Origin of the sequence: Paraburkholderia sp. GAS206C, from assembly GCF_050435645.1 — a bacterium.
Lineage (GTDB): Bacteria > Pseudomonadota > Gammaproteobacteria > Burkholderiales > Burkholderiaceae > Paraburkholderia > Paraburkholderia phenazinium_B.
This window is the reverse complement of the sequence record NZ_JBNDKR010000004.1, coordinates 107,858-121,624: the sequence shown is the minus strand read 5'-3', so window position 1 is coordinate 121,624 and position 13,767 is coordinate 107,858. Positions and strand designations below refer to the sequence as shown.

Annotated in this window: 7 protein-coding genes; 5 read left to right on the top strand and 2 right to left on the bottom strand. The window is 62.6% G+C overall.

The genetic code is table 11. From position 1 onward, the window contains the following. Positions 1 to 446: 446 nt before the first annotated feature. Both P3T20_RS12745 and P3T20_RS12740 read right to left on the bottom strand, forming a co-directional pair. Complete coding sequence (locus tag P3T20_RS12745; protein ID WP_074264476.1) at positions 447 to 1,919, bottom strand: MDR family MFS transporter; 1,473 nt, start codon at positions 1,917 to 1,919, stop codon at positions 447 to 449. Between the two features lie 350 nt (positions 1,920 to 2,269). Beyond that, a complete protein-coding gene (locus P3T20_RS12740; protein ID WP_429287021.1) occupies positions 2,270 to 2,392 on the bottom strand; it encodes a hypothetical protein in 123 nt (40 codons plus the stop codon). Positions 2,393 to 2,614: 222 nt separating this feature from the next. Here P3T20_RS12740 and P3T20_RS12735 point away from each other — a divergent pair, with 222 nt between their 5' ends. The 5 genes from P3T20_RS12735 to P3T20_RS12715 all read left to right on the top strand — a co-directional run bounded on the left by P3T20_RS12735 (position 2,615) and on the right by P3T20_RS12715 (position 13,426). Then, entirely contained in the window at positions 2,615 to 4,018 is a 1,404-nt protein-coding gene (locus P3T20_RS12735) for an MFS transporter (protein ID WP_429287020.1), read from the top strand. 140 nt (positions 4,019 to 4,158) lie between these two features. After that, positions 4,159 to 6,702 (top strand): nitrite reductase large subunit NirB, encoded by a 2,544-nt coding sequence (nirB, locus tag P3T20_RS12730; RefSeq protein WP_429287162.1) that lies wholly within the window; start codon positions 4,159 to 4,161, stop codon positions 6,700 to 6,702. A 31-nt stretch (positions 6,703 to 6,733) separates the two neighbouring features. Continuing rightward, positions 6,734 to 7,081 (top strand): nitrite reductase small subunit NirD, encoded by a 348-nt coding sequence (nirD, locus tag P3T20_RS12725; RefSeq protein ID WP_429287019.1) that lies wholly within the window; start codon positions 6,734 to 6,736, stop codon positions 7,079 to 7,081. Between the two features lie 22 nt (positions 7,082 to 7,103). Next, positions 7,104 to 11,312 (top strand): molybdopterin-dependent oxidoreductase, encoded by a 4,209-nt coding sequence (locus P3T20_RS12720; protein WP_429287018.1) that lies wholly within the window; start codon positions 7,104 to 7,106, stop codon positions 11,310 to 11,312. A gap of 62 nt (positions 11,313 to 11,374) precedes the next feature. After that, entirely contained in the window at positions 11,375 to 13,426 is a 2,052-nt protein-coding gene (locus P3T20_RS12715) for a S9 family peptidase (protein ID WP_429287017.1), read from the top strand. Positions 13,427 to 13,767 lie beyond the last annotated feature (341 nt).

Here is a 13,767-nt window from a genome sequence, read left to right as displayed (position 1 = left end):
TAGACACGCGCTGCAAGCTCGCCGTTAATCGTCTCATGGCTGCTGCTTGTCGACGTGTTGCCCTTTACGGGCCCTGCCTCGTGCTAATTGCGCAATCGGCCGTTTGCGCGATGAATTCGCTGTCTGAAAGACGAAGGGCATTCTAGAGCCATACGGGCGGGCTGAATATTCGCGCCGCGGCAAATCACTGTGTTCAATGTGGCAACGATCGGGATGGAGTTGTCTCTAGAATCCGTTCGCATATTCGTCAGAGCATTAATCTGGTTGCGCTAGCAAGCATCAGACCCGCGGCGGCTTGACTGAACCACCTGGGAATGAGCACTGCCGTTCTATTTGGCGATTTTTTGCAGTCTAGCCGAGCCGCGAGAATCGTGCATTTTCGGCGCGCGTTATTACTGCGCGCATGCTCGACGCCATGGTTTAAAGATGCGGCCTTTTCCGTCGCTTCAATTTGCTGAAGCTGCGCGCGCCTGACTCAGCTTGATCGCAGGAACCAGCATCACCGAGAGTACGGAAAACACGGTGATGACCAGAATGGACGTGAAAGTCAGATGCAGCGATTGATGGAGCGCGAGCCGCACGGCCGCGCCACTTGCAGTATTGCCCGGCGCCGAGTCGAGAATCTGCCGGAGCTGGTCCGCGGTCACGGCGGCGATCGTGGATGAATGCGCGAGCCCGTAATTCAGCACCGCGCCGAACATGGCAGCGCCGAGCGTGCTGCCGAGATTGCGCGAGAACAGATTCGACGCAGTCGCACTGCCGCGTTCCGACGGCTCGACGATTTCCTGGATCAGGATCAGCGAGCTGACGCTGACAATCCCCATGCCGAAGCCGATTACCAGCGAGCCGATCCCCGCGAGCACCGGACTGCTGTCCGGGTTCAGCGTCGCGAAGAACACGCCCCCGAGCGGCAGAAACACACTGCCGCCGATCAGCGTGCGCCGCAAGCCGAGCCGATGAAACGAGCGGGCCGCCAGCGTCGCACCGCTCGGCCAGCCCAGCATGATCATGGTCAAGGCGAGGCCGGCGACCACCGGCGAGCGGCCCAGTACACCCTGCACGTACATCGGCAGAAAACTGGTCAGGCCCATCAGCGCCATGCCCGACAGCACCGTGGCGACATTGCAGGCGGCGATCGGCCGGTGACCCCACAAGGCAAATGAAATCATCGGGTCGGCGGCACGGCGCTCCTGCCACACGAACAGGACCCCGCAGACGACGAACAGCGCGAATTCGAATGCCACCAGCGCGTCGCTGGAACTGCCCACGTCGGTGAGGCCCATCATCAGCGCGCCGATCGATACGGTGAAGAGGGTGGCGCCTGCGAAGTCGATGGACGGGCGCCCATGCCTTTCATGTTCGTGCAGGAACGCAAGAAAGCCGGCCGCGGAGGCGAGTCCGATCGGAATGTTGATCCAGAAGATCCACGCCCACGACAGGTCGCGAATCAGCAGGCCACCGGCCATCGGACCGATCACGGCAGCGATGGCCCAGACGCTCGCGAGGTAGCCCTGGATCTTGCCGCGTTCGCGTGCGGGGTACAGATCGCCGACGATCGTGAGCGTGACGGGCTGGATGGCTCCGGCGCCGACGCCTTGTATCAGGCGGAACACGATCATCGCCGGCATCGACCACGCAAAGCCCGCGAGCACCGAACCCACCAGAAAGATGACGATGCCGATCAGGACAATGGGCTTGCGGCCGTACAGGTCCGCGAGTTTGCCGAACACGACCGTCATCGCGGTCTGCGCGAGCAGGAATGACGAGAAGACCCAACTGTAGAGATGCAGGCCGCCGAGCTGCGTGACGATCTGCGGCATGGCGGTGGAGACGATGGTGGCTTCGATGGCGACCATTGCCATGGAGGCCATCACCGCGGCGATGACCAGGGGCCGTACTGTCTTGGGGTGCTGTGACATGCCGTCTATATAGAAGAATGGGGATCGCGCGGCTTCTCGAGGCCGCTCGAACGCGCAGGCGGTTTGCCCGGGGTGTCAGCTTTCTGGAAGGTGCGGGCCTGAACGCTTTGACACCGGCCTTGACGCGACACTACGCAGCGTTCGCTTAAGCGCGAGTACGGATGTTACCGCTACATCGGTGCTGCTGCTTGCGCCGTGCCAGGGATTTGGACTGCATGGCGGTGCAATAAGATGGTGCGACGCACCACAACGTTGCACCAACTCAATTCATGCTGCGCCGGAAGAGCGCGCGACTCATCGCGAGAACGCAGAGCGCGGTCGCAAAGAAACCCCTGTTTTCACGCGCAAATTCACTGGTTAAGGTCCTTGACCGGTGCGTCGCTCAGCCTTATTCCACAGCGCTTCGCCAGGATCACGCAAGCATCGGCCGCGAGCGTCGGCGCGGTTCGCATCGTCAGCGCGGCTGCGCTCATGGCATATCTATTGCATTGCAACGCAGCGGGGCCAACGACGGCCTCAACGTATTGCACTCTTGAGGGGCTGCCCGTCTAAAGCGGCCCACAGGGACAACGGCGTCCCGAGTACCCAGAAGCCACCGAGATATCGGAGCGCACTGGGCACTCGGGACGCTTTTTTTTTGCGCTCCATTTTTTTGCCGCGAATTTTTCAACGCCTTCACCCTGCGAGAGAGACCCATGAAACACCTATTGGATTCGCTAAAAAGCGGCAACTGGCGTGCTTTGTTAGCGTGCTTTCTGTACTTCGATACCGGGTTCACCGTGTGGGTGATGTTTGGCCCGTTGGCACCGTTCATTCACAAGGACATTGCGATGTCGCCCGCGGAACTGGGCTTCCTCGTCGCGGTTCCGGTGCTGGGTGCGGCCATTCTGCGGGTGACGCTCGGCAACCTGTACCAGGCTTACGACGGCCGCCGTATCGCCTTGCTTGGTGTGGCGCTCTCCGCGCTGCCTTCAGTTGTCCTACTGTTGTCGCCGACGCCGCCGTCCTACGTGACGCTGCTGGTGCTCGGCGTGTTCCTCGGCGTAGGCGGCGCAAGTTTTGCCGTGGCCTTGCCGATGGCAGGCAGCAACTATCCGCCGAAGGTGCAAGGCCTCGTGCTCGGCCTCGCCGCCGCGGGCAATATCGGCGCGGTGCTCGACGGCTTCATGTTCCCCAGTCTCGCGGACCACTTCGGGTGGGCCAAAGCGGCCGGCGCGGCGCTGCCGTTGCTGGCTCTCGCGGCGGTCGCGCTGTTCTTCTGGGCGACGGACCTCGGCGCGAAAACGGGTAGCGCGCCGCGCGCTTTCCGCAGTTTCTGCGTCACCCTGGGCGGACTGATCGCGCTTGTTCTAGCCGTGCATGCGGGTGTTTTTGGCGGTGGAAAAACGGGGGTATTACTGCTGCCCGTGCTGGGTGCGCTGCTTGCCATCGCGGTGTTGCCGAAGCATTACCGCAGCGTGCTGGCTGAAGGCGACACGTGGGTCGTGATGCTCGTCTACAGCATCACCTTCGGCGGCTTCGTCGGCATGTCGTCTTACGTGACGACGCTGCTGGTCTCGCTCTATCAGTTGCCCAAGCTCGAAGCGGGGCTCTTCATGTCGCTGCTCGCGTTTACTGGCGCACTGGTGCGTCCGATTGGCGGCCTGATCGCCGACCGCATCTCCGGTGTGCGCGCTCTCGTGTTGCTGCTTGCCGGTATTTCGCTGTGCGACTTCGCGTTCGCCGCATGGATGCCGCCGCTCGGAGCCGGCATCGCATTGCTGGTGGTCACCTATCTGTGCTTCGGCCTTGGCAACGGCGCCACCTTCCAGCTCGTGCCGCAACGCTGGAAGGGCAAGACCGGCCTGATGTCGGGGATCGTTGGCGCGGCCGGCGGGATCGGCGGCTTCTATCTGCCGGTCATCATGGGGATGGCCAAGGAAAGCACGGGCAGTTACCAGATGGGCTTCGCGACCTTTGGCGTGATCTCGGCGCTCGCCTTCGCGCTGGTCGTGCTGCATCGTGCCCGTTGGCTCAAATGGGCGCTACCGGCCGAGGGTCTGGTGGTGGCCAATCCGCTTTCGACACCGGCGGGTGTGCGCGCCGATAGCGGTGCGTGAGCGAGCGGGAAGTGGAACGTATGGACAGTTGTTGCCCCGAATTCAACCGCTGAACGGCTGGATGATCCACGGGACGCTTTTTTATTTGCCGGACGAAAATCATGTCGCGAACCGAGCTGGAAACTGACGAAACCCCTGTCATGAACGTTGTGGTCGTCGGCCACGGGATGGTGGGACACAAGCTCCTCGAATCTCTGGTGGATGACGCGCGTTGCGCGCTGCACATCACCGTGCTGTGCGAAGAGCCGCGCCCTGCTTACGACCGCGTGCATCTGTCCGAATTCTTCTCGGGCAAGTCCGCTGAAGACCTGTCGCTGGTCAAGCCCGGCTTCTTCGAACGCGAGAACGTACTGCTCAAGCTCAACGCGAAGGCGGTAGCGGTCGATCGCGCGGCGCGCACCGTGACAATCTCGACCGGTGAAACGCTGTCGTACGACAAACTGGTGCTCGCCACCGGTTCGACGCCTTTCGTGCCGCCAATTAAAGGCAACGATCGTCAGGACTGCTTCGTCTATCGCACCATAGAAGATCTCGAAGCCATGCAGGCTTGCGGTGCGCGCGCCAGGACCGGGGTGGTGGTGGGCGGCGGCCTGCTCGGGCTCGAATGCGCCAAGGCGCTGCACGATATGGGGCTGAAGGCACACGTCGTCGAGTTTGCACCGCGCCTGATGGCGGTACAGGTGGACGACGGCGGCGGCCGGGTTCTGCGCAGCAAGATCGAGGAACTGGGCGTGCAGGTTCTCACCGGCAAGCAGACGCTCGAGATCGTCGACGGCGAAGCGGGCACGCACCGCATGCAGTTTGCCGACGGCACGCATCTCGACACCGACATGATCGTGTTTTCCGCAGGGATCCGCCCGCGCGACGAGATCGCACGCGCATGCGGCCTCGAACTGGGCCCGCGCGGCGGCATTGCGATCGACGACACCTGCCGGACCAGCGACCCCGACATCTTCGCCATTGGCGAGTGCGCCGCGTGGAACGGCATGGTGTATGGCCTCGTCGCGCCGGGTTACGAAATGGCGCGCGTCGCGGCACGGCAACTGCTCGGCGACGAGGCCGGCTTTGCAGGCGCGGACATGAGCACCAAGCTCAAGCTGATGGGCGTGGATGTGGCGAGCATCGGCGACGCGCACGGCAAGACGCCGGGCAGCCGTTCGTACCAGTTCAGCGACGAGCGCAAGCAGGTCTACAAGAAGCTGGTGGTATCCGAGTGCGGCAAGCAACTGCTCGGCGCGGTGATGGTGGGCGATGCGGCCGAATACGGCACGCTGCTGCAGATGATGCTGAACCGCATCGAGCTGCCTGAGGCACCGGAATTCCTGATTTTGCCCGCCAGCGACGGCAAGACGAAGCCCGGGCTCGGTGTCGACGCATTGCCCGAAGGCGCGCAGATCTGCTCGTGCAACAACGTCTCCAAGGGCGAAATCTGCGCGGCAGTGTGTGCCGGCGCCACCGGCATCGGCGCCCTCAAGACAGCGACCTGTGCCGGTACCTCGTGCGGCGGTTGCGTGCCGCTCGTCACGCAGGTGATGAAAGCCGAAATGAAGAAGCAGGGCATGGCGGTCAACAACCACGTATGCGAGCACTTCCCGTACTCGCGCCAGGAACTGCACCACATCGTGCGCGTCGAGCGCATCAAGAGCTTCGGCGCACTGCTCGAAAAGCACGGCCACGGTCTGGGCTGCGATATCTGCAAGCCCGTCGCCGCCAGCATTCTCGCCTCGTGCTGGAACGAGTTCGTGCTGAAGAAGGAACACGCGAGCCTGCAGGACTCGAACGATTACTACCTCGCCAACATCCAGCGCGACGGCACCTATTCCGTAGTGCCGCGCATGCCGGGTGGCGAGGTCACGCCAGAGGGACTCATCGCCGTTGGGCAGGTGGCGAAGAAATACGGCCTCTATACGAAGATCACTGGCGGCCAGCGCGTCGACCTGTTCGGCGCCCGCGTCGATCAGTTGCCGCTGATCTGGGAAGAACTGATCGCAGCCGGTTTCGAATCGGGTCACGCCTATGGCAAGTCGTTACGCACGGTGAAGTCGTGTGTGGGCTCGACGTGGTGCCGCTATGGTGTTGGCGACTCGGTCGGTCTCGCGGTTGCGATGGAAAACCGCTACAAGGGTCTGCGCTCGCCGCACAAGCTCAAGTTCGGCGTGTCGGGCTGCACCCGAGAATGTGCGGAGGCGCAAGGCAAGGACGTCGGCATCATCGCCACCGAGAAGGGCTGGAATCTCTACGTATGCGGCAACGGCGGCATGAAGCCGCGCCACGCGGAACTGCTGGCAGCGGATCTCGATCGCGAAACGCTCACGCGTTACATCGACCGCTTCCTGATGTTCTATGTTCGCACGGCCGACCGTCTGCAGCGCACCAGCGTATGGCGCGACAACCTCGAAGGCGGCCTCGACTATCTGATCGACGTCGTTGTCCACGACAAGCTGGGGCTCGCCGCGGAACTGGAAGCGGACATGCAGAACGTGATCGATACCTACGAATGCGAGTGGAAAAAGGCGGTGACCGATCCCGAGACACGCAAACGCTTCCGTCATTTCGTCAACAGCGACAAGCTCGACGAGAACGTGACCTTTGTCGAGGAACGCGGCCAGATCCGTCCTGCGACACCGGCCGAGCGCGAGACCGCCAGGCAGTTTCCAGTTCCCGTGGTCGTCGAGACCGTTTGAATCCAGCGTCATACATCTCGAGGAGTCCTTGATGAACAACGATCGAAATACGCCTGACTGGGTGCCGGTGTGCGCGCTCGACGACATCGTGCCCGATACCGGCGTCTGCGCGCTGGTGGCCGGACGGCAGGTGGCGGTGTTTAACGTCGCGCGCGGCGAGGCTGGGGTGTATGCCATCGACAACTTCGATCCCTGTTCGCAGGCGGCGGTGCTGTCGCGTGGACTGATTGGCAACCTCGGTGAACGCATCGTGGTGGCTTCGCCGATCTACAAGCAGCACTTCGATCTGCGCACCGGCGAATGTCTCGAAGCGCCCGAGCATTCGGTCAGCGCCTTCGCCGCGCAGGTCAGGGATGGCCGTGTATGGGTAGCGGTCTAATCGGGCCGGGGGCGTTCACGCAATGAGCAGCGCAAGCGTCAAGACGGTGTGCCCCTACTGCGGCGTCGGCTGCGGAATGGTGCTGCAGGTCGAGGATGGCCAGGTCGTCAAGATTGCCGGCGACAAGGAACATCCCACCAATTTCGGCCGGCTGTGCACCAAGGGGTCGTCGGCCCATGTCGCGCTAAGCAAGTCCGGACGCCTCGAAAACGCCTATGAACGACGCGAGCGCAACGGCGACCCGATTCCACTGCCGGTCGACCAGGTGATTGCCGACACCGGCCGCCGTCTGCGCGAAATCCTCGACACGTATGGCCCCGATGCGCTGTCGTTCTACGTATCGGGCCAGATGTCGATCGAGGCGCAGTACCTCGCCAACAAGCTCGCGAAGGGCTTTGTCGGCACCAACAATATCGAATCGAACTCGCGTCTGTGCATGGCAAGCGCCGGCAGCGGCTACAAGCTCTCGCTGGGCGCGGATGGTCCGCCGGGCTCGTACGAGGATTTCGACAAGGCCGATCTGTTCTTCGTGATCGGCGCCAACATGGCCGACTGTCACCCGATCCTCTATCTGCGCATGATGGATCGCGTCAAAGCCGGAGCCAGACTGATCGTGGTCGATCCGCGCCGCAATACGACCGCGGACAAGGCCGATCTCTTCATGCAGATCAAACCGGGCACCGATCTCGCGTTGCTGAACGGCCTGCTGTATCTGCTGCATCAGAACGGTCATACGGACCTCGAGTTCATCGCCACCGCAACGGAAGGCTGGGAGGCGATGCCGGCCTTTCTCGACGACTACACGCCGGAAAAGGTCGCGGCTATCACCGGCATCCCCGAGGCGGATATCCGCACCGCGGCGCAATGGATAGGCGAAGCACCGGAGTGGATGAGCTGCTGGACGATGGGTCTGAACCAGAGCACGCATGGCACGTGGAACACCAACGCCGTTTGCAACCTCCATCTGGCGACGGGCAAGATCTGCCGCCCCGGTAGCGGGCCGTTTTCGCTGACAGGCCAGCCCAATGCAATGGGCGGTCGCGAGATGGGCTACATGGGGCCGGGTTTGCCGGGGCAGCGCTCCGTGCTGGTGGAAGAAGACCGGGCGTTTATCGAGGACCTGTGGCAAGTGCCGTCTGGGACCCTAAAGACGGCAGTCGGGCAGGGCACTATCGACATGTTCTCGCGCATGGCGGACGGCGATATTAAGGCGTGCTGGATTATCTGCACCAATCCGGTCGCAAGCGTCGCCAACCGGCAGACTGTGATTGCCGGATTGCAGGCCGCGGAACTGGTGATCGCTCAGGACGCGTTTCTCGACACCGAAACCAATCGCTATGCCGACGTCCTCTTGCCTGGCGCGTTGTGGGCTGAGGCGGAAGGCGTGATGATCAACTCCGAGCGCAACATGACGCTCATGCAGAAGGCGATCGACCCGCCGGGCACGGCGCTGCCCGACTGGCAGATCATCGCGCGCGTGGCCAGCGAAATGGGTTTTGCGGACGCGTTCGGCTATGCGTCGGCAGAGGAAGTGTTCGCGGAGATCACGCGAGCCTCGAACCCGAAGACCGGCTACGACCTGCGCGGCGCGAGCCACGCGCGGCTGCGTGAGTCGCCGCTGCAATGGCCCTGTTCGCCGGATGCGTCGGGGTTGTTAAGAGACCGCAATCCCGTGCGTTATCTGAACGATGGCATCAGTCAGCCGCTCAGGGAAGTGTCCGACGGCGTTCGTCCGGCGCTGGTCTTCCCGACCGCGAGCGGCAAAGCCGTGTTCTTCGCGCGGCCGCATACCGAGCCGGCTGAGATGCCGGTGCCGGAGTTTCCGATCGTCCTGAATACGGGGCGCCTGCAGCATCAATGGCACACCATGACGAAGACCGGCAAGGTGCCCATGCTGAACAAGCTCAATCCCAGGCCCTTCGTGGAGATCAATCCGGAAGACGCAGCCGCGCTTGGCATCGAGGCCAAAGACCGCGTCGAAGTGCGTTCGCGTCGTGGCCATGCGGTACTGCCCGCCGTAGTGACCGATCGTGTGCAGGCGGGTGCCTGCTTTGCGCCGATGCACTGGAACGACGTATTCGGCGAAGACCTCTGCATCAACGCGGTGACCAACGATGCGGTCGATCCGATCTCACAGCAACCGGAACTCAAGTTCTGCGCGGTTGCGTTGAGCCGCGTCGCACCCGAACCCAGTGCGGCGGCCGATGACGCCGACGCTATCTCCTCCGGTATGGATGCCGCGGCCCCGCTGCTGGCGGCCGATGCCGGTTCGATCAAGGAAGGGGACATGTCCCGTATCGACGCTCTCGCCGCCATGCTCGGCATGCAGGACATGCCTGTGCCGCTGCTCGACGATGCACAACGTGCCTACGTGGCCGGTTTTATCAATGGCCTGCGCGCGAGCGCGGGTCAGCAGGCCCAGGCGGACGGCGTGCCCGTGATGCCCGCCAGCGCGCCGTTGCCGACCGCCACCCGGCTCTGGTTCGACGGGATGCTTGCTGGTCTGTATAGCCGCGCGGTTACGACAGCGCCTGGACTTGCCGATAGCTCTTCTGGCGTCTCGTCCGACGCTGCGTTCGCTGCCCCCGCTGTGCGAATCGCGCGGGCACGTCCAAAGGTGCTGCTGCTGTGGGCATCGCAGACGGGCAATATCGAGTCGTTGACGGAACGCTACGCGACACAGTTGATGGAGTCGGGCTTCGAGATCCGCACTTCCTGCATGGCCGATTACGACGTTGCGACTTTGGCAAGGGCGCAGTACGTGCTGCTGATGTCGAGCACGTTCGGCGATGGCGATGCGCCAGATAACGGCGAGAGCTTCTGGAGCGCACTCAAGGCCGCCAACGCGCCGCGCCTCGACAACGTGCGCTACGCCGTGCTGGCCTTCGGCGATCGCAACTACGACCAGTTTTGCGGTCATGGCCGCAATCTCGATGCGCGCCTCGCCGAGCAGGGCGCGCTGCGTCTGCTACCACGCACGGACTGCGACACGGAATTCGAACCCGCCGCCGATGCATGGCTCGAGCGGATCGTCGCGCGTATCAAGGAGGAGGACGCCGCATTACACGAGGTGCCGGCCGATGGCATGATCCCCTCGGTGTTACCCGGCGTGTTGCCCACCAAGGCTCATCCCGCCGCCTCGCGCCTCGTGAAGAATTTGCGGCTCAACAAGCACGGTGCGTCGAAGGATACGCGGTATTTTTCGTTGTCGACCGGCGATTCGGGCCTCGAATACGAGGTCGGCGACGCGCTCGGTGTGTGGCCGAGCAACTGTCCCGAACTGGTAGATGAACTGATCGGTTTGAGCGGGCTGGCAGCGGATGCGCCGGTGAATGTCAGCGGTATCGGCGATATGCGCCTCGCCGATGCACTCGGCAAGCACTACGAAATTGCCCGGCCGAATTCCGAGGCACTAGCCTTCATCGCCTCGCGCAGTCGCGACGGCACGCTCGGCGCATTGCTGGCCGAAGACCGCAAGGCTGATCTGAAGAAATGGTTGTGGGGCCAACAACTGGCCGACGTGCTGCACGAGTTTCCCGTGACACTGACGGCGCCGGAGTTGCTCGGCATGCTCAAGCGCTTGCAACCGCGGCTCTATTCGATTGCGTCGAGCCCCAAGGCGCACGCGGGCGAAGTTCATCTGACCGTGTCTGCAGTCCGTTACAGCAACGGCCGACGCCAGCGTAAAGGGGTGTCCTCGACCTTCCTCGCCGATCGCGCCGGGGACATCACCGTGCCGGTGTACGTGCAGAAATCCGCGCATTTCCGCCCGCCGTGCGACGGCGACACGCCGATGATCATGGTTGGCCCCGGCACCGGCGTCGCACCGTTCAGGGGCTTTCTGCACGAACGGCTGGCGCGCGGGGATACCGGCCGCAACTGGTTGTTCTTCGGAGAGCAGCATGCTGCGACCGACTTCTATTACGGTGACGAACTGGAGACGATGCGCACGAAAGGGCTGTTGACGCGGCTCGATCTGGCTTTTTCTCGGGACCAGCACGAGAAGATCTATGTGCAGGATCGCATGCGCGAACACGGTGCCGAGTTGTGGGCATGGCTCGAGTCCGGCGCGCATTTCTATGTGTGCGGCGATGCGAGCCGCATGGCGAAAGATGTCGACGCGGCGTTGAAGGCGGTCGTGGTCAGCCATGGCGGTATGAGCGATGAGAAGGCGCTCGAATACGTCAACCGGCTCGCGAGAGACAAGCGCTATGTGCGGGATGTCTATTGAAGTGACGCGGTGAGACATGTCGTGCGCGGACGGCACCTTGGCGCATACCGGATCGGACCGATATGCCACATGCATCGCATACGTTTGCTCGCTCGTTTTCTACCGCGTCGATTCCGGTTATTCTCCTTCAGGCCGTCCGCGTGATCCGCGCAGCGGCCTACTCGATGCAAGGAGACTACCAGGTGACATCGACCGCTTCGGACGTTCCTCTCATCCCCCGCGCCGATCTGTTCGGCAATCCAGAGCGCACTGATGTCGAGATCAGTCCGGACGGGCGCTTTCTCTCCTGGCTGGCGCCGGTCAACGGCGTATTGAATGTCTGGGTCGCGCCGCTCGACGACCTGTCACTCGCCCGCGCGGTGACGAACGATACGAACCGAGGTCTACGGTTTCATCTCTGGACCTACGACGGTCATATCGTCTATCTGCAGGACGTCGAGGGCAACGAGGACTTCCATGTTCATGTAGTCGATCTGGATGCTGGCACCTGCCGCAACCTGACGCCTTTCGAAAACGTTACGGTATCGATCGAGAGGGTGAGCCGAACCATCCGCGATCGCATCCTTGTGGGTATGAACCGCCGTGACCCAAAGTTCTTCGACCTGTACACGCTGAACCTCGCAACCGGCGAACTTGTGCTCGTCGAAGAAAATCCCGGCTTTGCAGGTTTTATTGTCGACCAGCATTACCGCCCGCACTTTGCCACTCGCCTCGCGAGCGACGGCTCCCAGGAGGTGCTCAGGCGCAATGCAGACGGTAGCTGGGACGAATGGATGCGGTTTGCGCCGGAAGAGACCAGGACATCTGGCCCGGGCCATCTCAGTGCCGACGGTTCAGCACTGTTCGTGCTCGACAGTCGCGGCCGAAATACAACCGCGCTGACGCGGATCGATCTTGCCAGCGGCACGACCGAAGTGGTGGCGGCCGATTCGCGCGCCGACCTTTTCAATTTCATTATGGATCCCGAAACATTTGAGCCGCTGGCTTACAGGCTCAATCTGGAGCGCTCCACTTATGTCGCGATCGACCAGAAAATTCAGACCGACGTTGATTTCCTGAACGGCGCAGGGCTCGGCGAATGGCGGTTGCAAGGAGATACCGAGGACAACCGGCTATGGCTTATCGATGCAATTTCCGATCTGCGGCCTGGCACGACTTATCTGTATGACCGGCAGAGCCAGTCGCTGCGCGTTCTGTTCGAACATCGCCCCGTCCTCAGCGCGGCGCCGCTCGCGCCAATGCATCCAGTGGTAATCCGCTCGCGCGACGGCTTCGATCTGGTTTCGTATCTCACGCGTCCCAACGGCGTGCAGCAAGCGGGTCCACTGGTGTTGCTGGTTCACGGTGGCCCCTGGGCCCGGGACATCTTCGGCTTCGAACCCGAGCATCAATGGCTGGCTAACCGCGGCTATAGCGTGCTGAGCGTGAATTTCCGCAGTTCGATGGGGTTCGGCAAGCACTTCGTCAATGCTGGGGACGGTGAATGGGGACGTCGCATGGATGACGACCTGCTCGACGCCATAGCCTGGGCCGTTGAAAGCGGTATCGCAGATCCGTCGCGTGTCGCGATCATGGGCATCAGTTACGGTGGATATGCAGTGCTCGCGAGCATGACGCGCAATCCCGAGATGTATGCATGCGGGGTCGCGATTGTCGGGCCGTCCAATCTGGAAACACTGTTGGCGAGCGTCCCGCCTTACTGGGAGTCGTTCCGCAAGGAGTTCGTGCGAGCGATTGGAGACCCTTCGACGGAGGAGGGCCGGACGCTACTGCGCGAGCGCTCGCCGGTGCATCGTGCCGGTCGCATCTGCCGGCCGCTGCTGATCGGTCAGGGTGCGAACGACCCGCGCGTCAAGCGGGCTGAGAGCGATCAGATGGTGGATGCGATGAAGGCCAACGGTATTCTGGTGACCTACGTTCTGTATCCGGATGAAGGGCATGGTTTCGCGCGACCCGAAAACAATATCTCGTTCTACGCGATCACCGAGGCGTTTCTCGAACGGCATCTGGGTGGCCGCGCGGAACCGATGCGGCAGGACGAATGGGACGGCTCGACTGCACAGATCCTGGAAGGGGCGGCGCTACTCGATTTGCCCGCGCGCCGCGAGGGATAGTTAGGCAGATCGCATGGCGACGCGTGCCCACGCGCGGCCGGCTGCTGCCAGCGGCGACCTGCCTCTGGCGGTGCCAACACATCGAATTGATATGAGGTTGGGCCAACGCAATCAGCGCGGACATGGGCGCGCTCGAACAGTTCGCCAGATAAACCCGTCGCGCCTTGCCGAAGGTTTGTTCGCTCACAACGCGGGTGCGTCCGCCGCTGCCTCCCGGTGCGCCGAATAGTGCTTCGACTTTTAACGACCAATTTGCAGAATTTTCCGCACGAATTGGGATGGCACGCAGGGTAAAAACCCTTAGGAGCCAAATAAGCTCCGCATCGCGGCCTCCCAACCTT